This is a genomic window from Streptosporangium sp. NPDC000563, from assembly GCF_040299985.1.
Classification (GTDB): Bacteria; Actinomycetota; Actinomycetes; order Streptosporangiales; family Streptosporangiaceae; genus Streptosporangium.
Genome location: NZ_JBEPDA010000007.1, coordinates 235,033 through 257,031 on the forward strand (window position 1 = coordinate 235,033; position 21,999 = coordinate 257,031).

Sequence of the window (21,999 nt, forward strand, 5' to 3'; positions counted from 1 at the left end):
GTCTGCCCGCCCGGTCGGTTCCGGGCGGGCAGGCGGTGCGGGCGGAACGAGGGAAGCAGAGCAGCGGGCACGCTGCGCCGACGCCGGGATCGTTTCCCGGCCGCCCTCCCGCTCGTTGCGCTCCGAGCGCCTCGCGCCTTACGTCCTGGTGGCTCCTGCCCTACTGATCATCGTGGCCCTGCGGCTGTGGCCGCTGCTGCTGGGCGTCAACTTCTCCTTCACCGGCGACGGTGAGCGCAACGGGGCGATGGTCGGCTTCGACAACTACCTGGAGATGTTCCAGGACGCGACGTTCCAGAGCGCGCTGCGCAATGTCTTGCTGCTGGTGCTGCTGCTTCCCGTCGCGGTGGCCATCCCCGGGCTGCTCGCGACGTTCATCTACCTGCGCGTTCCCGGGCACCGGGTCTTCCGCAGCGTCTACTTCTTCCCTGCCGTGCTCTCCCCGGTGATCGTCGGTGCGATCTTCAACCTGATGCTCGCCTTCGACGGCCCGCTGAACTCCATCCTCGCGACGATCGGCCTCGGCCCGGTCGACTGGCTCGGCGATCCGGACGTCGCCATGTTCGCGGTGGTCGGCGTGCAGATCTGGGCGACGTTCGGGATGGCCCTGGTGGTGTTCCTCGCCGGATTCGCCACCCTGGACTCCGCGCTCCTGGACGCGGCCAGGATGGACGGCGCGTCGCTCCCGCAGACCATCTGGCACGTGATCATCCCGGGCCTGACCCGCACCATTCAGTTCGTCTTCGTGACCACGATGATCGGGATGCTGACATCCATGTTCGGCCTGCTGTACGTCATGACCAGCGGCGGCCCGGAGGGGTCCACCTACCTGCCGGAGTACTACGTCTGGATCCAGCAGGGACAGATGAACCGCCCGGCGCTCGCCTCGGCCGCGTCGACGGTCCTCTTCCTCATCATGCTCGTGGTGGGGCTCCTGCAGATCAGCGTGCTCCGCCGCGCGGGGAGGCAGGACTGATGCTCGGCAAGAGACTGATCAGGTGGGTGCTCGCCGTTCCGATGGCGCTCCTCGCGCTGGCGACGATCTACCCCCTCGTGTTCACCGTCAACGTCGCCCTGAAGACCCGGCGTGAGTACGTCCTCGACCGCTTCGCCCTGACGACCTCCCTGCAGTGGGAGAACATCGTCACGGCGTGGACCAGCGTCGGCATGGCACGATACTTCGCCAACTCGCTCATCGTGGTGACGATCTCGGTGGTCCTGCTGCTCCTCTTCGGGTCGATGGCGGGCTTCGCGCTGAGCCAGCTGCGGTTTCGCGGTTCCAAGGTGCTTTTCCTCGGCTGTCTCGCGGCGCTGCTCATCCCGTTTCAGGTGATCATGGTGCCGCTCGCGCGGGTCATGGCCGACAGCGGCCTCATCGACACCTACCCGGGGTTGATCCTCGCCTACGTCGCGCAGTTCCTGCCGTTCACCATCTTCCTGATGACGAGTTACTACAAGACCATCCCGGCGGAGATCGTCGACGCGGCGAGGATCGACGGGAACACCACGTACGGCGTCTACCGGCGGATCATGCTGCCCATGGGCACTCCGGCGCTGCTGTCGGTCGGCATTCTCAACACGCTGTTCTGCTGGAACGACGTGCTCATCGCCCTGCTGATGATGCCGTCGGCCGACCACCGCACCCTCATGGTCGGGGTCACCTCGCTGCGTGGACAGTACTCCGACAACATCCCCACCTTCGCCTCCGGGGTGCTGATCGCCGCCGTCCCCATGTTGATGATCTATCTCTTTCTCCAGCGCCAGATCGCCGACGGGGTCACCGCCGGTTCCACGAAGGGCTGACATGCGTATTTCGGGGTATCGCACTTTGACGACGGTCCAGGAATGGGACCGTCCTGTCGGTGATTCCAACGGCCTCTACGCCGACGGCGTCGTTCCGGTGTCCATCGTCATGGTGGACACCGACGAGGGGATCACCGGTGTCGGCATCGGACCTCACGTGGAGATCGACGGCGTCTTCGCCGCCATCGAGGGCGAGGACCCGCGCGGTGTGGCGGCGCTGTACGACCGCATGCTGCGGCAGACCTTCAAGGCGGGCCACGCGGGCGCGGTGTTCGGGACCATCGGCGCCATGGACACCGCCCTGTGGGACATCAAGGCGAAGATCGCCGGCGAACCGCTCTGGCGTCTGCTGGGCGGGCGCGACAGGCGGGTCCCCGCCTACGCCTCCGGCCTGGACATCGGCCTGACCGACGACGAGCTCGTCTCGGCCTACGAGGTCTACGCCCGGTACGGCCTGCGGGCCGCCAAGATCAAGGGCGGCCTCGACATCGAGCGGGACAGGCACCGCCTGACGCTGGTGCAGGAGGTCCTGACCGAGGCCGGGCACGGAAGGCGGCCGGGCCTGATGCTCGACGTGAACGAGTCGTGGTCGCGCAAACAGGCGATCCGGCACGTCTGCGAGCTGGAGCGCACCCTGGATCTCACCTGGATCGAGGAGCCCGTCCGGCGGTGGGACGCCGAGGGCCATGCCACCGTCGGCAGGGGGATCCGCGCGTCGGTCGCCACCGGGGAGAACCTCACCGGACTTGAGCAGTATCGCCCGCTGCTGGCCGCGGGAGCCGTCGACATCGTGCAGACGGCCGCGGTCTGGGGTGTCTCCCATTTCCTGCGGGTGTCGGCCCTGGCTCACGCCCACGATCTGCCGGTCAGCCCGATCGGCAACATCCCGATCGGCCTGCTGCACGCCGCGACCTCGGTGCCGAACCACATCGCCAGCGAGTTGCAGGACCTGCGTCCGCCACTGGGGGTGTCCGTCGACCTGCACGTCGAGGACGGCGCGTTCCACCTCGGGGACTCACCCGGCCTGGGCGTCACGGTCGACGAGGACGTCATCAGGGGGTTCACCCACCGGCCGGGGACCCTGACGGCCGACGGCCCCGGCGTCCGCCCCGAGCAGGCCGGACGCCGGCTGCTCTCGGTGACCGATCACGATCAGGTCGCGCAGCAGCGCCTGCTCGCCCCCCTGGCCGTGGACCTGCGCGACCGAACACCGAGGTAGCCCTCACCGTTCGACACCAAACGCCCACGTCGTGTCCCCGGGCCGGATGAGCGTCCCGGGCCGGAAGAAAGGAACGCGCGTGCGTTCGTCGTTCGTGCCACACAGACGCGCCTCGGCCCCGGCGCAGACCTCACGGGCCGGCCACACGATCGTGGTCGCGCCCACCGGTGCCGAGAACGCCGACGACGGCGGCCCCGGCACCGCGGAGCGGCCACTGGCGACCCTGTGGGAGGCACGGCGGCGGGCACGCGAGGCGGCGGCCGAGGGCGACCGCGACGTCGTCGTCCTGCTCCTGGACGGGATCCACCGGCTGCTCTCGCCGCTGCGCCTGGACGCCGCCGACTCCGGGCGCGGCGGGCACACCGTGACCTGGAGGGCGGCGCGCGGGGCCAGGCCCGTACTGAGCGGCGCCCGGCCCGTCACCGGCTGGGAACCCGACGACCCCGACGACCCCGACGACACCGCCACGGGCGTCTACCGGGCCCGGGTCGGCACCGGATTCGACACCCGGCAGCTCTACGTCGACGGGGTCCTCGCGCGACGCGCGCGGATCAGGCTGGCACCCAGCGACATCACGCCGACCGCGACCGGTTTCACCGTCGACAACCCCGATCTCGCCTACCTGGCCACCCTGCCCGACCAGGGGCGCATCGAACTGCAGGCGATGCTGACGTTCACCAACCGGTTCGCGCCGCTGCGGAGCGTCTCCGGATCGACGGTCGTCATGCAACAGCCCGCCTGGGACAACAACACCTACGGCTACGACACCGTCCAGGCTCCGTTCCGCACCCCGACGTTCTTCCTGCTCAACTCCAGGAGTTTCCTGACCGAGCCCGGCGAGTGGTATCTGGACCCGGCGACGGGGACGCTCTACTACAAACCGCTCCCGGGGCAGGACCTCTCGCGCGCGCGGGTGGAGCTGCCGCGGCTGGAATCGCTGCTCCAGGTCGGCGGCACCTACGACGAGCCCGCCCGCAACCTGCGATTCGAGGGCCTCACCTTCACCGGCACCACGTGGCTGCGTCCCGGTTCGTCCGACGGGTACGCCAACCAGCAGACCGGCGTGTTCATCAGCGGCGTCCAGCCCCGCCGACCGGCCGACGCGTTCACCTCGTGCTCCGTCGGCTGCACGGGACTCGAGGCGTCTCGTAACGACTGGGCACAGGCGCCCGCGGCGGTGCAGGTGTCGGCGGCCGACGACATCGGGTTCCTCGACAGCACCTTCGTCAACCTCGGTTCCGTCGGGCTCGGCATCGGCAACGACGCGGGCGCCCATGCCACCGGCGTGGGGCTGGGCGCGCACCGGGTCTCGGTGGTGGGGAGCACGTTCACCGCGAGTGCCGGCGGCGGGATCGTGGTCGGCGGCGTGCGCCCCGACGCGCACCATCCGTCCGACCCCCGTATGGTCAACAGCGACATCGTGATCAGCGACAACCGCGTCCACGCGACCGCGCTCGAATACCTGGACCAGGCCGCGATTCTCGCCACCTACGTCACGCGGCTGACCATCGAGCACAACCACGTCTCCGAGATGCCCTACATCGGCATCGGCGTCGGTTACGGCTGGGGCGCCAACGACGCGGGCGGCAGCCCCGACTACGTCGATCGCGGGCTCTACCGCTTCCAGCCGGTCCACGACACGCCCACGACTCTGAGTGACGTCCACATCGTGGGCAACCACGTGCGCGACGTGGTGCGGACGATGTACGCCGCCGGCTGCATCTACGCGCTCTCGGCGATACCCCGCGGCCGCGTCGAGGAGAACTTCTGCGAGAACAGCGGCCAGTACGGCCTGTACTTCGACGAGGGTGCCCGGTACCTGAGCGTGCGCCGCAACGTGTTCGCCGACACCGCGGAGCAGTGGGCGCACGCCAACAACGGCGTCGCCAACCACACCGGTGATCTCACCCTGGTCGGGAACTACACCACCAACCCCGCCGTCACCGGCATCGCCGACGGCGACCGCGGCAACGTCGTCCGCGGCAACGTCGTCGTCACCGACGGCAACCTCCCGATCGAGGCCAGCCGGGTGATCTACGAAGCGGGTCCCGCCGGGCCGTACCGCGGCGCCCCCGACCCGCGGCGTCCCCCGGCCGGCGCCTTCCTGTCGGCCGATCCGGTCACCGTGGGGGCCGGTGGTTCGACGATCGTCACCGTCACGGTGGAGAACCTGGGCGAGCGTCCGGCCACCGGCCTGGCCGTCTCGATCGCCGCCTTGCGGGGCTGGAGGGCCGAACGCGCCGGCGAACCGGTGAGAGACGTGCTCGCCCCCGGCGACTCGGCCACCGAGACCTGGAAGGTCACGGCACCCGGGTCGTTCGCGTCCCCGGCCGATCGCGCGCAGATCAAGGCGTCGGTGATGTTCCGAGCGGGTGAGACCGAGTACGTCCTGAACAGGTCGCTCACGCTGACCGCGCCCGTCCCGTCACGAGGAGACGGAACGCCGGCCTGACGTCCCGGAGGCCGACGCGCCAAGCCTCCGGGACATCAGGCCGATCCAAGGGTCGACGGCTCACCCTCGGCAGGCCCTGGTCCGGTGAACCCGGGACCGCCGTGGTGCCTTTCCTGTCGAGGCCACGCGGGCGACCTCGCGCGCGGGGGCCACGCGACCGCTCAGGGGCGAAGCGGCTCGATGTTCAGCACTCCGGAGCGGAAGACCGCCACGTCGACCTGGGCGCCGTGGAAGCCCGCCTCGCGTACGGCGGGGACCAGGCCCGGCAGGCCTGAGGCCCGGGGCAGCAGGTCGGCGTCCAACTCCACCCGCGCCCGGTCGCCGAGGTCGCGTACCCGCAGGTCGGTGACCGTCAGGCCGGCTCCGGCCAGCAGGCGGCGCACCGCCCGCTCGGCCGTCTCGACGCGGTGCAGCCTGGCCGGTGTCACCTCCACGCCGTAGGCCACCCGGCTGGCCAGGCAGGGCGCGGCCGGCTTGTCCCAGACGGTCAGGTCCCATGCCTTGCAGGCCCGCCGTACCTCGGCCTTGGTCAAGCCGGCGTCCCGCAGCGGGGCGAGCACCCCGCGCTCGTCGGCGGCCCTGATCCCCGGCCGGAACGGGTCGGCGGCGTCGTCGGCGTTGGTGCCGGTGGCGACGTGCGCGAAGCCGTGGTCGGCCGCCACCCGGCCGATCACGTCGAGCACCTCCGACTTGCAGAAGTAGCAGCGGTCACGGCCGTTCGCCCGGTAGCCGGGGTTCGCCGTCTCGGCGGTGCCGGGCAGCAGGTGCCGTACGCCGAGCGAGAGCGCGAACCGCCGTGCCGCGTCGAGTTCCTCGGCCGCCAGGCTGTCGGAGACCGCCGTCACCGCCAGGACTCTGTCGGCGACTCTGCCGGACCCTACCGAGCGGACCGCCGCCGCCAGCACCAGCGCGGAGTCGACCCCGCCGGAGAAGGCGACGGCGAGCGAGGGCAGGGCCGCCAGCCGGTCGAGCAGCGTGGCGATCTTGGCGTCGAGGGCCGTCATCGTGTTCCTTTCCGCGTGGTGACCTCCGCCTTGAGGTGCGGTGAGGAGGTCAACCTGGGCTCTCGTGCGTGGGGGGCCGCTCGTGGGCCAGTCGCAGCGCCCTGGCGGCCGTCTCACGCAGGGACAGGCCGAGGGCGGCCGAGGCCGCGGCCACGTCGTCGTGTTCGGGTTTGGCCGAGTGGGGTCCGTGCTTGACCCGTACGCGATGGCCCTCCAGGTCGACCTCGGTGATGTGCCGGGGCAGGGCCGTGCGCTCGACCTCGACCTCGCGCACGCCGAGCGCGCCGGTCTCGGCGAGGATCAGTTCGCGCAGGGCGGGGAGGGCGGGACGGCGGCACAGCAGGTGCAGTACGTGCGCCGGTCGTCCCTTCTTCATGGTGGCCGGGGTGGCCCAGGCGTCCAGGGCGCCGGCGTCGAGGGCTCGCGCGATCGTGTGCCCGAGCACCTCGCCGGTGACGTCGTCCAGGTTGGTCTCCAGGACGACGAGGGGTTCGGTGCCGGTGTCGCGGGCGGGCTCGGCGACGGTGACGGCGACGATGTTGGGACGGTCGGGGAGTTTCCTGGTGCCCGCGCCGTAGCCGGTCGCCATCGGGGTCATCGCCGGCGGCGGGGTGTATCGCGCTCGCATGGCGCGCAGCAGCGCCGCCCCCGTGGGGGTCACGGTCTCGCCCGGCAGGTCGCTGCCGGTCACCAGCGCCCCTCGCAGCAGGGCGGCGGTCGCGGGAGCCGGTACGGGCAGTACGCCGTGGCGGGTGGTCACCGTGCCGGTGCCCAGCGGGATCGGGGCGCAGTGCACGGTGTCGACGCCGAGCAGGTGCAGCGCGGCGGCCACGCCGACGATGTCCACGAGCGCGTCGTGGCCGCCCAGCTCGTGCAGGTGCACCCGGCCGGGGTCGGTGCCGTGGATACGGCCCTCCGCCTCCGCGATCGCCCGCAGCGCGTCGCCGGCGAGGGCGGCGACCGGTTCGGGCCGGGCGGCCCCGGCCATCGCGATCAGTTCGGCGGCCCGTCGCTCGGTCGCCGTGTCGGTGACCGTGACCCGTACCCGGGTCGCCGCCAGGCCGTGGCTGAGGGCCCGCTCGGCGGTCAGCTCCCAGCCGGTGAGGCCGGTCGATCCCACCGCCGCGCGGATGCCCTCCAGCGGCGCCCCGGCGTCGATGAGCGCCGCCAGCAGCATGTCGCCGGCGAGCCCGGTGAACGGGTTGACCCAGCAGATCACGGCCGTCCCCCGGGCCGCGCCGCCTCCACGCCGGCCGGGGTGGGCGGGGGTGGTGACAGGCTGCGGCGGGTGGCGGTGTGGGCGAGGCGGTGGGCCGCCATGGCGGCGCCGAAGCCGGAGTCGATGTTGACGACGGTGAGGCCGGCGGCGCACGAGGACAGCATCGCCAGCAGGGCGGTGACGCCCTCCAGGGCCGCGCCGTACCCGACGGAGGTGGGCACGGCGATCACCGGCGCCGCCACGAGACCTCCGACGGCGCTGGCGAGCGCGCCTTCCATGCCCGCCACGACGATCACCGCGTCGGCCGCGCGGAGCCGCTCGGTCTCGGCGAGCAGCCGGTGGATGCCCGCGACGCCCACGTCGCGGATCACGGTGACGGCGAGGCCGAGCGCCCGGGCCACGGCCGCGGCCTCGGCCGCCACCGGCCCGTCGGAGGTACCCGCCGTGACGACCGCGACCGCGAAGGTTCCGGGTGCGGCCGGCCGCCATGCCAGCAGCCGCGCCGCCGGGTCGTGGGACCCGCCGGGCACGGCCGCGAGGACGGTCCGGGCGTCGGCCTCCTCGACCCGGGTGGCCAGCACCGGGCCGGCGTTGCGGGCGAGCAGGGCGGACGCGATCGCGGCGATCTCCCCGGCGGTCTTGCCGGGCCCGTAGACCACCTCCGGCGTCCCCTGACGGGCCTCCCGGTCCACGTCGACCCGGGCGAAGCCCAGGTCCACCACGCGCTCGCTCACGCCCGGCCGCCGGCCAGGTACGGGATGGTCTGCGGCCCCTCGGGGAGCACGCACACCCGGGCGCCGGGGCCGGCGGCGGCCAGCGCCTGGATCACCGTGGCCTCGATGTCGTCGGTCTGTTCCAGGTGGGCGGTCGCCAGGTCGGCGTCGCCGAGGTAGGAGGTGTGCATCACCACCCGGGCGCCGGCCTGGATGCGTGCCTGGATCTGCACCTGCCACTGGTCGGGGACGGTCACCGGCCTGGCGGCGATCGCGTCGAGCAGCGCCTGCGGGGAGGGCTCGGAGGCGAGCACCTCGCGGTAGGAGCCGTGGTCGGGGAAGCCGTCGCGGCACTCGGCCGCGCAGACGATCACGCCACCCGGCCTGACCACCTGGAACGCCGCCGACATGCCCTTGACCGCCTGGTAGAGGTTCTGGTCGAGGGGGTAGCCGGAGTTGGTGGTGACCACCACGTCGAAGGGCGCCTCGACCTCCCGCATCGCGACCCGGCGGGCGGCGGCGGTGGCGGCGGCGTGCATGGGCAGGATGTCGCCGCCGAACGCCGCCGCGATGTCCTTGTCCCGGTTGAGGATCACGTCGAGGGCGAAGGTCACCCCGGTGGCCTCGGCGATCGCCCGCACGTCGTCGTGCACGGGGTTGCCCTCGATCACCCCCCAGGTGGCCCGGGGGTCGCCGATGCGCGCGGCGTCGTGCAGGGTGAGGACGGTCTCCAGCGCGGCCAGGCCGGGGGCGACGAGTTTGGGGCCGCCGGAGAAGCCCGCGAAGAAGTGTGGCTCCACGAAACCGGTGGTGATCCGCACGTCGGCCTCGACCCAGGCGGTGTTCAGCCACACCGGTACGTCCTTGCCGAAGCGGCCGAGGTAGGTGAGCGAGCCGGGGTCGCGGGCGTCGTGGTTGACGATACGCACGGAGTCCACGACCGCGTCGCCGAACATCGCGCGCAGTTCGGCCTCGGTGTTGCCGCGGTGGGTGCCGGTCGCCACCAGGATGGTCACGTCGTCGAGGTCGACGACGCCGTCGAGTTCGTCGAGGATCGCCGGGATCATCAGGTGCCGCGGCTGGGGACGGGTGCCGTCGCAGGCCGAGATGGCGACGGTCTGTCCCGGCCGTACCCTCTCGCGCAGCGGCGGCCCGGCCACCGGATCGCGCAGGGCCGCCCGCAGCACGCCCATCTGGTCGGGCGCGGCCTCGTGGTGTACGGGGGTGACCACCGTGGTGGCCGTGTCCGGCAGTTCGACCGTGAGGCCGGTCTCCCCGTAGGCCAGGCGTATCTTCACCGTGTCTCCCTCGTCTCCCTCTCCCCCGTGTCTCCCCCGAGATCCTGCCAGAGCCCGTCGGCGAGGCCGCTGCCGGGCGGTGCCTGATCACCGTCGGCCTCGCTCGGGGAGTTCTCGACGTCTTCGAGCACCGAGCGGATCCACGTCTCGGTCGTGCCGATGTGCATCAGTGCCGCCGCCTGGGCGAGCGTCGCGTCGCCGGCGGCGAGGGCGTTGTAGATCGCCTCGTGCTCGGCGACGGTCTTGTGCGAGCTGCCGGCCTCGACCGTGCCGCGCCACACCCGCATCCGCAGGGTGTGGCCGGAGATCCCGTCGAGCAGGGTGGAGAGCGTCTCGTTGCCTGTCGCCCGCACCACGGCGCGGTGGAAGGCGGCGTCGTGGTGGATCAGCTTCTCCACGTCGTCGCTCGCCTCGCGCATCGCGGCCAGGTGCTCGCCGATCTCGGCGAGCTGGGCGGCGGAGATCCTGGACGCGGCCAGTGCGGTCGCCGCGGGCTCCAGCATCCGCCGCACCTGGACGATCTCCAGCAGGGTGTCGTCGCGCAGCAGCTCGACGGCGAGTCCCAGCCCTTCCAGCAGCAGCCTCGGCTCCAGGCTGGTGACGTAGGTGCCGTCGCCGCGCCGCACGTCGAGCACCCTGGCCACGACGAGTGCCTTGACCGCCTCGCGCAACGGGTTGCGGGAGACGCCGAGCTGGGCGGCGAGCTGGTGTTCCGGGGGAAGCCGCGACCCCGGGGGCAGCTCCCCCGACTGGACGAGCGCCCGGATGCGGGAGATCGCCTCGTCGGTCAGGGACACGGGCGCGACCTCCGGTCGTGGAGTCGCTCGATCGATACGCAGGTCACCGCCGGAACATAACAGACATCCCATGTTCACGCGAGAGCCGGATTCCCGGGGAGCGGACACGGGCCACATGACGCACGACAAGGCACCAAATATCGGACTTTTGTGCAACGTTCACGGTATTTCGCCGGAAGGTCTAGACACATCACGTCAGGAGGATTACAAAGACATCCCATGTCCATGTGGTGAAGATCTCTTCATCTTCCGGAAACATCCACTGGAGGTAGACCTTCGTGCGCACGCATCACCGGAGCGGGACCCCGTGACGGAGCTGATCACCGCGGTCGAGGCCCACGACATCCGCTTCCCCACCTCTCGGCACCTCGACGGTTCCGACGCCATGAACCCCGAGCCCGACTACTCCGCCGCCTACGTGATCGTGCGGACCGACGGCGGGCAGGAGGGGCACGCGCTCGCCTTCACCGTCGGGCGCGGCAACGAGATCGCCGTCGCCGCCGTGGAGTCGCTGGCGCCGCTGGTCACCGGACGGCCGGTCTCCGAGGTGCTCGGCGATCTCGGCGGGGTGTCGCGCCGGCTCACCGGCGACAGCCAGCTGCGCTGGCTCGGCCCGGAGAAGGGCGTCATCCACATGGCGGCCGGGGCCGTGCTCAACGCTCTGTGGGACCTTCGGGCGCGCAGGGAGGGCAAGCCGCTGTGGCGGCTGCTGGCGGAACTGTCCCCCGAGGAGATCGTCGACGTCGTCGACTTCCGCTACCTGGAGGACGCGCTCACCCGCGAGGAGGCGCTGGCCATCCTGCGCGCCGCCGAGCCCGGCCGCGCCGAGCGCCAGGCACGCCTGCTCGCCGAGGGTTACCCGGCCTACACCACCACCCCCGGCTGGCTCGGCTACACCGACGACAAGCTGGTCCGGCTGTCCAAGGAGGCGGTCGCCGACGGGTTCGGCCTGATCAAGCTGAAGGTCGGCGCCGACCCCGCCGAGGACGTCCGGCGCGTACGCCTGGCGCGCGAGGCGGTCGGCCCCGAGGTGCGCATCGCCGTGGACGCCAACCAGGCCTGGAGCGTCGGCCAGGCGATCGAGCGGATGGCCGCCCTCGCCGAGTTCGACGTGTACTGGATCGAGGAGCCCACCTCCCCCGACGACGTGCTCGGCCATGCCGCCATCCGTGAGCGGGTCGCGCCCGTCAAGGTCGCCACCGGCGAGCACGGCCACAACCGGGTGATGTTCAAGCAGTTCCTGCAGGCGGGCGCGATCGACATCCTGCAGCTCGACGCGGCGAGGGTCGCCGGGGTCAACGAGAACATCGCCATCCTGCTGCTCGCCGCCAAGTTCGGTGTGCCGGTGTGCCCGCACGCGGGCGGCGTCGGACTGTGCGAGATGGTCCAGCACCTGTCGATGTTCGACTACGTGGCCGTCACCGGCACCACCGAGAACCGCGTCATCGAGTACATCGACCACCTTCACGAGCACTTCACCGACCCTGTGGTGATCGAGGACGGCCGATACGTCGTCCCCGTCAAGCCGGGTGGAGGTGCCGAGATGCGTCCGGCGTCCCGCGCCGAGTACGCCTACCCGCACGGCCCCCAGTGGGCAGCCGACGCCACGGGGGTGGCGTGATGGGTGCCTTCGACGATTCCACGGTTTCGGCCACCGGCACCAACCTGGTCGCGGACGACGACATGGACGAACTCCGTCCGCGACCCAGCACATGAAAGGAACAACCATGAGACGAGGATTCGCTCTGGGAACGGCCATCGCCCTCGCGGTCGGTCTGACCAGCGCGTGCGGGGGCGACGCGGACTCAGGAACGACAGCCACCGCCCCGGCAGATAGCAAGCCGGTCGTCGGGGTGGACTACCCCCGCTCCGACACCGACTTCTGGAACTCCTTCATCAAGTACGTCCCCCAGTTCGGCGCCGAGAACGGCCTCGACCTGAAGACCTCCAACTCGCAGAACGACATCGCCAAGCTCACCTCCAACGTGCAGAGCCTCGTCAGCCAGGGCGTCAAGGGCCTGGTGCTCGCGCCGCAGGACACCGCGGCCGTGGCCCCCACCCTCCAGCAGCTCACCGCCAAGAAGATCCCCGTCGTCATGGTCGACACCCGCCCCGAGCAGGGTGACGCCTACATGGTGGTGCGTGCCGACAACCGGGCCTACGGGGAGAAGGCGTGCAAGTTCCTCGGCGAGAAGCTGTCGGGCAAGGGCAAGGTCGTGATGCTCCAGGGCGACCTCGCCTCCATCAACGGCCGCGACCGCACCGAGGCGTTCAACGACTGTATGAAGGCCGACTACCCCGGCATCACGGTGTTCGGTGAGGCCACCAACTGGGACGGCGCCATCGCCTCGCAGAAGCTCCAGACGCAGCTCACCGCCAACCCCGACATCAAGGGCGTCTACATGCAGTCGAGCTTCGCCCTGGCGGGCACCCTCCAGCTGCTCAAGCAGCGCAACCTGCTCGTTCCCCCGAGCGACCCCAAGCACGTCTTCGTCGTCTCCAACGACGGCATCCCTCAGGAGCTGAAGGAGATCGCCGCCGGCAACATCGACGCGACCGTCTCACAGCCGGCCGACCAGTACGCCAAGTACGCGCTGGAGTACACCAAGGCCGCCATCGAGGGCAAGACCTTCCAGCCCGGCCCGACCGACCACGACAGCACCATCATCCAGGTGCGCCCCGGTCTGCTGGAGGACCAGCTGTCGGCGCCCCTGGTCACCGCCGACGGCGGCACCTACGGAGACGTCCCGAGTGTCAAGTCGGACGACTCCTCGCTATGGGGCAACAACCTTGGCGGCTGACCAGACGACCACACCCCTCGTCGAGGCGGTTGGCGTCACCAAGAGGTACGGCGAGACCGTCGCGCTCGACCGTGCCGGGATCCGGATCATGCCCGGCCGGACCCACGCCCTGGTCGGCCGTAACGGGGCCGGGAAGTCCACCCTGGTCTCGATCCTCACCGGGCTCCAGTCCCCCGACGAGGGCGAGGTACGGTTCGGCGGCGAACCCGCCCCGCGCCTCGCCGACCGTGACGCCTGGCGGCAGCGGGTGGCCTGCGTCTACCAGAAGTCCACGATCATCCCCGAGCTGACCGTGGCGGAGAACCTCTACCTGAACCGTCATGACCTGAACAGGTTCGGGCTGGTCCGCTGGGACGCGCTGCGGCGCAAGGCGGCCGCGCTGCTCGCCACCTGGTCGGTGGACGTCGACGTGCGCCTGCCGGCCGGCGAGCTGGACGTCGAGCAGCGGCAGTTCGTGGAGATCGCCCGCGCGCTGTCCTTCGGCGCCCGGTTCATCATCCTCGACGAACCGACCGCCCAGCTCGACGCCGCCGCCATCGCCCGGTTGTTCACCCGCATCCGCGCCCTGCAGGAACAGGGGGTGACCTTCCTGTTCATCAGCCACCACCTGCAGGAGATCTACGAGATCTGCGACACGGTCACGGTCTTCCGCGACGCCAAGCACATCCTGACCACCACGGTGGCCGACCTGACGCACACCGAACTGGTGGCGGCGATGGCGGGAGAGGCGACCGGCCTGACCACGGCATCGCCCAGGGCGGCGGTGCCCGCCGACGCCGGTGTCGCGCTCGACGTGCGCGACCTGTCCTACGGCGACGCCTACCGGGAGATCGGCTTCCGGGTCCGGGCCGGCGAGATCGTCGGCCTGGCCGGCGCGGCCGGCAGCGGCCGGACCGAACTGGCCGAGACCGTCGCCGGGCTGCGCGCGGCCGATTCGGGCACGATCGAGATCGCCGGACGTCGTCCCCGTCCCGGCAGCGTGCCCGACGCGCTCGCCGCGGGCGTCGGCTTCGTCCCCCGCGACCGGCATCACCAGGGGTTCGTCGCGATGATGTCGATCGCCGACAACGCCACCATGACCGTCCCCGAACAGCTCGGCGAGGCCGGTCTGATCAGCGGCAGGCGGCGCGACCGGCTCGCCAGGGTCCTGATCGACAACTTGGCGATCAAGACTCCCGGCCCCGACCTGCCCGTGATGGGCCTGTCGGGCGGCAACCAGCAGAAGGTCGTGATGGCCAGGGCGCTCGCCTCCGATCCCCGGGTGCTCGTGCTGATCACCCCCACCGCGGGGGTGGACGTGAAGTCCAAGGAGTTCCTGCTCGGCAAGGTCGAGGAGACCGCCGAGAAAGGGAGCGGTGTGGTGATCGCCTCCGACGAACTCGACGACCTGCGGCTGTGCGACCGGCTGCTGGTGATGTTCCAGGGCCGTCTCGTCGCGGAGATGGCCTCCGGATGGCACGACCACGACGTGGTGGCGGCCATGGAAGGAGTCCGGCTCGATGCCCTCGACGCCTGAGAAAACCCGCACGCCCGCGCCGGAGAGCGCCGCCCCCCAGCGGGAACGCCCCCGGGTGCGGCTCGCCAGGCTGCGTGACCTCGCGCTGATCCCCGCGATCATCGTGATCGCCGTTGTCGGCCAGATCGTCCACCCGATCTTCCTGCAGGGCGACAACCTGATCAACATCCTGCAGACCATGTCGGAGATCTCGCTGCTGGTCATGGCGCAGACGCTCGTCCTGGTCGCCGGCAAGATGGACCTCTCGCTGGAGTCGACGTTCGGTCTCGCGCCGGGCGTGGCCGCCTGGCTGACCGTCGCGGTCGGCTCGGGCGCCGGGCTCGGCGTGCTGTCGGGCGCCTGGTCGATCCCGATCACCCTCGCCGTCGGTGTGCTGATCGGCGCGATCAACGCCCTGCTCATCGTGCGGTTCGGGCTCAACGGCTTCATCGTCACCCTCGGCATGCTGATCGTGCTGCGCGGCCTGCTCACCGGCATCTCCGGCGGCCAGACCTTCTTCAACCTGCCGCCGTCGATGCTCTACCTCGGCTCGGCCCTGTGGTTCGGGGTGCCCGCCTCGATCTGGCTGTGCCTGCTGCTGTTCGCCGTCGGCATCGTGCTGCTCGGCTTCACCCGCTACGGCCGTGCCCTGTACGCCCTCGGCGGGAACGTGGACGCGGCCAAGGCGGCCGGCATCCGCACCGACCGGGTGCTGTGGACCGCCCTGGTGGGCGCCAGCCTGCTCGCCGCGCTCGGGGGCCTGCTGCTGTCGGGGCGTCTCGCCTCGGTGGCCGCCGCGCAGGGCGACGGCGCCATCTTCACCGTGTTCGCCGCGGCCGTGATCGGCGGCGTCAGCCTCAACGGCGGCAAGGGCACGATGTTCGGCGCCTTCACCGGCATCCTCCTGCTCTACATGATCCAGAACGTCCTCACCCTGGCCGGCGTGCCGGCCCAGTGGATCCAGGCCCTCAACGGCGCCATCATCCTCATCGCCCTCATCCTCTCCCGTCTCACAGGAGGCAAAGTCCAGGACTAGCTCGTCTCAGGTACCTCTTTCCCGTTCCTCCGCCATGGCGCCCTTCCGGGCGCCATACCCCCTGACCGATTGGAACGAAATGTCCGAGCACCCCCTGACACGCAGACGACTGATGCAGATCGGAACGGTCGGAGCAGGCTCCATGCTGTTACCGATGCCGTGGACGGCGGCCGCCCAGGCCGCCTCGGCCCCGCCCCCGGCGGTGGTCGCCGCGAACGACATGGCGCTCTGGTACAACCAGAGCGCCGGCACCGACTGGCTCCGCGCACTCCCGATCGGCAACGGCCGCCTGGGTGCGATGGTGTTCGGCAACGTCGACGTCGAGCGTCTGCAGCTCAACGAGGACACCATCTGGGCCGGCGGCCCCTACGACCAGAGCAACACCAGAGGCGCGGCGGCGCTGGCGCAGATCAGGCAGCTGGTCTTCCAGAACCAGTGGAGCCAGGCGCAGACCCTGATCGACCAGAACATGCTCGGCAGCCCCGCGGGGCAGCTCGCCTACCAGCTCGCCGGCAACCTGCGGCTCACCTTCGGCAACACGAGCGGGGTCTCCGAGTACAACCGTTACCTGGACCTGACCACGGCCACCACCATGGTGTCGTACCTGAAAGGCGGCATCCGCTACCAGCGCGAGACGTTCGCGAGCGCACCCGACCAGGTCATCGCCGTGCGCCTCACCGCCGACAGGCCCGGCTCGATCACGTTCTCCGCGACGTTCGACAGCCCTCAGCGCACGACGCGCACCAGCCCGGACGGCACGTCCGTGGGGCTCGACGGCATCTCGGGCAACATGGAGGGCAAGACCGGCGCGGTCCGGTTCCTCGGGCTGGCCCGCGCCGTCGCCGAAGGCGGCACCGTCACCAGCAGCGGCGGCACGCTACAGGTGACCGGGGCCAACAGCGTGACGGTGCTGATCTCCATCGGCACCAGTTACGTCAACTACCAGAACGTCGGCGGCGACTACCAGGGCATCGCGCGGCGGCACCTCGACGCGGCCGTCCCCAGGTCCTACAGCGACCTGCGCAGCCGGCACGTCGCCGACTACCAGCGGCTGTTCTCGCGCACGACGCTCGACCTCGGCCGCACCTCGGCGGCCGACCAGCCGACCGACGTGCGGATCTCGCAGCACTCGAACACCAACGACCCGCAGCTGTCGGCCCTGCTGTTCCAGTTCGGCCGATATCTGCTGATCTCCTCCTCGCGTCCGGGCACCCAGCCGGCCAACCTGCAGGGCATCTGGAACGACTCGCTGAGCCCGTCGTGGGATTCCAAGTACACCATCAACGCCAACCTGCCGATGAACTACTGGCCGGCCGACAGCACGAACCTGTCGGAGTGCTACGAGCCGGTGTTCAAGATGATCAACGACCTCACGGTCACCGGCGCCCGCACGGCCCGGGTGCAGTACAACGCCGGCGGCTGGGTGACCCACCACAACACCGACGGGTGGCGGGCCACCTCGGTGGTCGACGGCGCGTTCTGGGGCATGTGGCAGACCGGCGGCGCGTGGCTGGCCACCATGATCTGGGACCACTACAACTTCACCGGTGACGTCGACTTCCTGCGGGAGTACTACCCGGCGATGAAGGGGGCCGCGCAGTTCTTCCTCGACACCCTCGTGGAGGAGCCGGCCCTCAGGTATCTGGTCACCAACCCGTCGAACTCCCCGGAACTGGCCCACCACTCGGGTGTCAGCGTGTGCGCGGGCCCCACGATGGACAACCAGATCCTGCGGGACCTGTTCGACGGCTGCGCCAAGGCGAGCCAGGTGCTGGGCGTCGACGCCGACTTCCGTACGCGGGTCCTGGCGACCAGGGACCGGCTCCCTCCGATGAAGGTCGGCTCGCGCGGCAACATCCAGGAGTGGCTGTACGACTGGGTCGAGACCGAGCCCAACCACCGGCACGTCTCCCACCTGTACGGCCTGCACCCCAGCAACCAGATCACCAAGCGCGGCACCCCCTCCCTGTACACCGCAGCGCGGCGGACCCTCGAACTGCGCGGTGACGACGGGACCGGCTGGTCGCTCGCCTGGAAGATCAACTACTGGGCGCGGATGGAGGAGGGCAACCGGGCGCAGAACCTGATCCGCCTGCTGGTGACGCCGGCCAGGCTCGCGCCGAACATGTTCGACCTGCACCCGCCGTTCCAGATCGACGGCAACTTCGGCGCCACCTCCGGCATCGCCGAGATGCTGCTGCAGAGCCACAACGGCGAACTGCACGTGCTGCCGGCACTGCCCTCGGCCTGGCCGAGCGGGAAGGTGCAGGGGCTTCGGGGGCGCGGCGGCTACACCGTGGACATCACCTGGGCCTCCGGCCTGGCGGGCGAGATGCTCGTCAAGTTCGACCGCGTCGGCACGGTGAACGTGCGCAGCCAGTCGCTCACCGGGACCTACCAGGTGGTCGACACCGCGACCAACGGTGCCGTCACCGTCACCAGCCCGGAGGCCGGCGTCATCAGGCTGACCGGCCAGGCCGGTCGCACCTACCGCGTGACGGCGTCCGGCACGCCGCAGCAGCCGACGGGCTATGTGCGGATCACCAACGGCACCACCGGCCTGGCACTGGACAGCGGCGGCAACGTCGCCTCCGGATCGAACCTCAAGCAGTGGAACGCCTCCGACACCAGCACCAACCTGCAGTGGCAGCTGGTCGACCTCGGCGGCGGCTGGTACCGCATCGTCAACCGCACCAACGGCATGGTCATCGACAGCTGGGGCAACACCGCCAACGGAGCCAATGCCAGACAGGCCGCCTGGAACGGCGGCAACAACCAGCAGTGGCGCCTCAACAGCGTGGGCAACGGCCGCCAGCAGATCATCAACCGCGGCACCAACACCGCCCTCGACGGCATGGGCAACAACACCGCCGGCTCCACCGTCGCCATGTGGGCCCCCAACAACAGCACCAACAACCAGTGGACCATCACGAACGTGTGAGGCCGCCGACCTGATCACCGTGCGCTTCGCCGCGACCGTCCACCGGTCGCGGCGAAGCCCGCCCCGGTGCGTACCGAAGGGGCGGCCGGAACGCCGTCGAGCCCGGAGGGTCTGGACGCGACCCCGACCGGCCCGGCCGCCGTGACCGGCGCCTTTCCCTGAACTCCTCGTCCGCGGGCCCGGCAGGCAACGGGTAGATCTTTCTGCGTCCTGTGTCAAATGTAACCCTCGGACGGTTACAGTTCCCGCGTGCGTTTCATCCCTTTTGTCATGATTTCTGCCGCTCTCGCGACGATCACCGCCTCCCCGGCACGGGCGATCACGAATGGTTCGCCCGACCTGACCGTTCACCCGCAGGTGGGAGCGATCATCGGCGACATGCCCAACGATGACGGCACATGGTCCTACTGCACCGGCACGCTCATCTCGCCGACCGTCTTCCTCACCGCCGCCCACTGCGCGGAACCGGGGCAGAAGAGCGCCCAGGTCTCCTTCTCCAGTCGCTACCGGCCGGGAGACAAGATCTACACCGGTCGCTACGTCCCCGACTCGCGCTACCGGGACGAGTCCGATCTTCATGACATGGCCGTCGTCGTCTTCGACGCGGCGATCCCCGGCATCACGCCCGCCAGGTTGCCCACCGAGGGACTGCTCGACCGCCTCAAGGCCGACAAGACCCTGAAGACGACGAGATTCACCCCGGTCGGGTACGGCGCCATGGCCTCGGTCAAGGTCAAGCACAGGACACGGCTGACCTACACCGACACCCGCTACCAGGCGTCCATCTCCTTCGAGGCCCTCACCCGCGACTGGCTCAAACTGTCACTGGACCCCTCCAAGGGCGACGGCAGCACCTGCTTCGGCGACTCCGGCGGCCCGAACTTCCTGGGGGGACCCACCTCGGACCTGCTCGTGGCCACGACCATCAGCGGGGAGGACGAGGCGTGCAAGAAGATCAACTACGACTATCGCCTGGACACCCCGGCGGCCCGGAGTTTCCTCAAGAGGTTCGTCACACTCCCCTGAACGGGTGATCGCCCCGGCGCGAAAGCCACTCCGAGCGGACTTTCACCGCAGGACCGGACCCGTACCGCGCGGGACCGGGCCAACCCGCCGCCGACAGCACCCCGGCCCGTGACATTCGCGGGCCGATGAGACCCGGTGAGACCCGGTAAGACCCGTCCACCGCGACCCGCTCGGCAGGCAGTTCATGCCGCGACGTCCGATTGCTGAATTATTCATCTTGGCCGGCATGAAAGATGCACGCGCTTTTGATGATTGATGCTCTGGCCGCCCTTGGCCTGCGACCACATAATTGATTTACACCCGGAACAATTATGTCGACGCCAAGGAGAGTGAAAATTGTCGGCCAAGACCATGCTTCTCCTGTCGGCAGGCGTTCGTATTCGCCCACGATCCACGGACGGCTGCTGAGCACCGACAGCGGCTCGCCCGGCCGCGTGCCGTTGAGACGGTTGTGCTCGAAACAGCCACTCGGGTCATCGGTCGTCACGAGAACATGCGGGCCTAAATCGACGCCGAGAATAGCTTAATCCGTGCCAGGAGACAGGAGAAAGAAATCATGGACTCTCAGGTTAAGAAGCCACCACCACTGCTTCTTTTGTGCCTCGCCCAGTTCATGCTGACGCTCGACTTCGCGATCGTGAACGTCGCGCTGCCATGGATCAAGACCGACCTGTCCTTCACCTCCGGCGCCCTGCCCTGGGTCGTCGGAGCGTACGCGCTGTTCTACGGCGGCTTCCTGCTGCTCGGCGGGCGCGTGGGCGACATCATCGGCCGCAAGCGCATGTTCGTATGGGGCCTCGCGATCTTCACGATCGCCTCCCTGGTGGGCGGTTTCGCGACCTCCTCCATCGTGCTCATCGCCGCCCGTGCCCTGCAGGGCTTCTCGGCCGCGGCGGTGGCTCCGGCCGTGCTGGCGATGATCGGTGCGGGCTTCCCCGAGGGGGAGGCGCGGGCCAAGGCCATGGGCGTGTTCGGCGCCGTGTCCTCGGTGGGCTTCGCCGGTGGCGTGCTCGCCGGCGGTGTGCTGACCGAGATCTTCGGCTGGCGTGCCGTCATGTTCATCAACGTCCCGGTCGGCATCGCGATGGTCGTGCGCGCCGCGATCCGCCTCGACGACGACAGCGTGTCGACGCGCTCCTCGCGCATCGACGTCCCCGGCGCCATCCTGGTGACCGCGAGCATGTGCGCGATCGCCTACGCCCTCACCATCGCCTCCGACGAGGGCTGGGGCAGCGCCGGTGTGCTGACCCCGCTGATCGCGGGAGCCGCGCTGCTCGTCGTGTTCCTCTTCGTGCAGACCCGCGTGTCCGCGCCGCTGGTGCCGCTCTCGATCTTCCGTAACCGCGGGGTGACGGGCGGCAACCTGGTCGCGTTCCTGTCGGGTGGCGTCATGTCCATCTCGACGTTCTTCATCACGCTCTACATGCAGCAGGTCCTGGGCTTCTCGGCCATCCTCACCGGGCTCGCGTTCTTCCCGCAGGCCCTCGTGGTCGTGCTGGCGTCGCTGCCGGTGGCGAAGACGACCGCGCGGATCGGAGCCCGGCCGGTGCTGGTCGTCGGTGCCCTCTTCCTGGTCGTCGGCTCGCTGGTGCTGGCGCTCGCGCCCGCCGACGGCTCGTTCCTGCTGAACGTGCTGCCCGGAGGCGTCCTGCTCGGCGTCGGTGTGACGGTCATGATGATCAGCACCGCGGTGGCGGCCACGTCCGGTGTGGCCGGTGCCCAGATGGGCCTCGCGTCGGGTCTCTACAACTCGAACCGCCAGCTCGGGGTCGGGCTGTGCCTCGGCGTCGCGGTGGCGGTGGCCTCGCTCGTCGGCGGGACGGGACAGGGCATCTCCGTCGACGGGATCCAGACGGCGTTCTGGCTCTCCACCGCGCTCTCCGTGGTGATCGTGATCATCTCCGCGACCGTTCTTCCGGCGGTGCGCAGGCCGGCTCCCGCCGCTCCCGCGGCTTCCGTCCCGGAGGCCAGGTCCGCCTCCGTGGCCGGCGCCTAGCCTTCGGCGGGTCTTCACAGGGAGAGGGCCGGTCCCGGCGCACGCCGGGACCGGCCCTCTCCCCATGTCCGCTCGGGCTCCCCGCGCGCCTCGCGCCGGGGGCGGAGCACGCTCGGACCCGACGGCACTCCCACTCCAGGCCCGCTCCCCTGGCCGAAGCCGGGAGTCCGCGCCCGGCAGCTCCGACCGCGAACGCGCC

The 21,999-nt window shown here is 70.4% G+C and carries 16 protein-coding genes; 11 read left to right on the forward strand and 5 right to left on the reverse strand.

Annotation, left to right across the window (positions count from 1 at the left end; translation table 11 throughout):
* Positions 1-148 precede the first annotated feature (148 nt).
* The 4 genes from ABT352_RS19735 to ABT352_RS19750 all read left to right on the forward strand — a co-directional run bounded on the left by ABT352_RS19735 (position 149) and on the right by ABT352_RS19750 (position 5,474).
* Positions 149-976 (forward strand): carbohydrate ABC transporter permease, encoded by an 828-nt coding sequence (locus ABT352_RS19735; RefSeq protein WP_350946305.1) that lies wholly within the window; start codon positions 149-151, stop codon positions 974-976.
* The gene (locus ABT352_RS19740) at positions 976-1,803 is read left to right on the forward strand and encodes a carbohydrate ABC transporter permease (protein ID WP_350946306.1); all 828 of its coding nucleotides are present in this window, start codon (positions 976-978) and stop codon (positions 1,801-1,803) included. The genes ABT352_RS19735 and ABT352_RS19740 overlap by 1 nt, the downstream gene beginning before the upstream one ends.
* A gap of 25 nt (positions 1,804-1,828) precedes the next feature.
* On the forward strand, positions 1,829-3,022 hold the full coding sequence (locus tag ABT352_RS19745) for a mandelate racemase/muconate lactonizing enzyme family protein (protein WP_350946307.1): 1,194 nt from the start codon (positions 1,829-1,831) through the stop codon (positions 3,020-3,022).
* Positions 3,023-3,101: 79 nt separating this feature from the next.
* A complete protein-coding gene (locus ABT352_RS19750) occupies positions 3,102-5,474 on the forward strand; it encodes an NEW3 domain-containing protein (protein WP_350946308.1) in 2,373 nt (790 codons plus the stop codon).
* Between the two features lie 161 nt (positions 5,475-5,635).
* Here ABT352_RS19750 and larE read toward each other — a convergent pair whose 3' ends face one another.
* From larE to ABT352_RS19775, 5 genes are read right to left on the reverse strand one after another with little or no spacing between them, the layout of a single operon-like run.
* Entirely contained in the window at positions 5,636-6,478 is an 843-nt protein-coding gene (larE, locus tag ABT352_RS19755; protein WP_350946309.1) for an ATP-dependent sacrificial sulfur transferase LarE, read from the reverse strand.
* A 49-nt stretch (positions 6,479-6,527) separates the two neighbouring features.
* Positions 6,528-7,697, reverse strand: coding sequence for a nickel pincer cofactor biosynthesis protein LarC (gene larC, locus ABT352_RS19760; protein ID WP_350946310.1), 1,170 nt, complete (start codon positions 7,695-7,697; stop codon positions 6,528-6,530).
* Positions 7,694-8,431, reverse strand: a complete 738-nt coding sequence (gene larB / locus ABT352_RS19765; protein ID WP_350946311.1) for a nickel pincer cofactor biosynthesis protein LarB — start codon at positions 8,429-8,431, stop codon at positions 7,694-7,696. Before larB ends, larC begins: the two co-directional genes overlap by 4 nt.
* The gene (gene larA / locus ABT352_RS19770; RefSeq protein ID WP_350946312.1) at positions 8,428-9,708 is read right to left on the reverse strand and encodes a nickel-dependent lactate racemase; all 1,281 of its coding nucleotides are present in this window, start codon (positions 9,706-9,708) and stop codon (positions 8,428-8,430) included. Before larA ends, larB begins: the two co-directional genes overlap by 4 nt.
* A complete protein-coding gene (locus ABT352_RS19775) occupies positions 9,705-10,505 on the reverse strand; it encodes a FadR/GntR family transcriptional regulator (RefSeq protein WP_350946313.1) in 801 nt (266 codons plus the stop codon). Before ABT352_RS19775 ends, larA begins: the two co-directional genes overlap by 4 nt.
* 307 nt (positions 10,506-10,812) lie before the next feature.
* Here ABT352_RS19775 and ABT352_RS19780 point away from each other — a divergent pair, with 307 nt between their 5' ends.
* The 7 genes from ABT352_RS19780 to ABT352_RS19810 all read left to right on the forward strand — a co-directional run bounded on the left by ABT352_RS19780 (position 10,813) and on the right by ABT352_RS19810 (position 21,800).
* Positions 10,813-12,126, forward strand: coding sequence for an enolase C-terminal domain-like protein (locus ABT352_RS19780; RefSeq protein WP_350946314.1), 1,314 nt, complete (start codon positions 10,813-10,815; stop codon positions 12,124-12,126).
* A 106-nt stretch (positions 12,127-12,232) separates the two neighbouring features.
* Positions 12,233-13,306 (forward strand): sugar ABC transporter substrate-binding protein, encoded by a 1,074-nt coding sequence (locus tag ABT352_RS19785; protein WP_350946315.1) that lies wholly within the window; start codon positions 12,233-12,235, stop codon positions 13,304-13,306.
* Positions 13,296-14,822 (forward strand): sugar ABC transporter ATP-binding protein, encoded by a 1,527-nt coding sequence (locus tag ABT352_RS19790; RefSeq protein WP_350946316.1) that lies wholly within the window; start codon positions 13,296-13,298, stop codon positions 14,820-14,822. The genes ABT352_RS19785 and ABT352_RS19790 overlap by 11 nt, the downstream gene beginning before the upstream one ends.
* Positions 14,806-15,837, forward strand: coding sequence for an ABC transporter permease (locus ABT352_RS19795; RefSeq protein ID WP_350946317.1), 1,032 nt, complete (start codon positions 14,806-14,808; stop codon positions 15,835-15,837). The genes ABT352_RS19790 and ABT352_RS19795 overlap by 17 nt, the downstream gene beginning before the upstream one ends.
* 142 nt (positions 15,838-15,979) lie before the next feature.
* Positions 15,980-18,778 (forward strand): glycosyl hydrolase family 95 catalytic domain-containing protein, encoded by a 2,799-nt coding sequence (locus ABT352_RS19800; protein WP_350946318.1) that lies wholly within the window; start codon positions 15,980-15,982, stop codon positions 18,776-18,778.
* A gap of 270 nt (positions 18,779-19,048) precedes the next feature.
* Entirely contained in the window at positions 19,049-19,804 is a 756-nt protein-coding gene (locus ABT352_RS19805) for a trypsin-like serine protease (protein WP_350946319.1), read from the forward strand.
* 556 nt (positions 19,805-20,360) lie between these two features.
* Positions 20,361-21,800 (forward strand): MFS transporter, encoded by a 1,440-nt coding sequence (locus ABT352_RS19810; RefSeq protein WP_350946320.1) that lies wholly within the window; start codon positions 20,361-20,363, stop codon positions 21,798-21,800.
* Positions 21,801-21,999: the final 199 nt, after the last annotated feature.

What these genes read in the sequence shown, in the direction of transcription:
- ABT352_RS19740 (WP_350946306.1), top strand. Translation starts at nt 976, where the DNA reads ATGCTCGGCAAGAGACTGATCAGGTGGGTGCTCGCCGTTCCGATGGCG.
- larE (WP_350946309.1), bottom strand. Translation starts at nt 6,478, where the DNA reads ATGACGGCCCTCGACGCCAAGATCGCCACGCTGCTCGACCGGCTGGCG.
- ABT352_RS19785 (WP_350946315.1), top strand. Translation starts at nt 12,233, where the DNA reads ATGAGACGAGGATTCGCTCTGGGAACGGCCATCGCCCTCGCGGTCGGT.
- ABT352_RS19795 (WP_350946317.1), top strand. Translation starts at nt 14,806, where the DNA reads ATGCCCTCGACGCCTGAGAAAACCCGCACGCCCGCGCCGGAGAGCGCC.
- ABT352_RS19800 (WP_350946318.1), top strand. Translation starts at nt 15,980, where the DNA reads ATGCTGTTACCGATGCCGTGGACGGCGGCCGCCCAGGCCGCCTCGGCC.
- ABT352_RS19805 (WP_350946319.1), top strand. Translation starts at nt 19,049, where the DNA reads ATGATTTCTGCCGCTCTCGCGACGATCACCGCCTCCCCGGCACGGGCG.
- ABT352_RS19810 (WP_350946320.1), top strand. Translation starts at nt 20,361, where the DNA reads ATGGACTCTCAGGTTAAGAAGCCACCACCACTGCTTCTTTTGTGCCTC.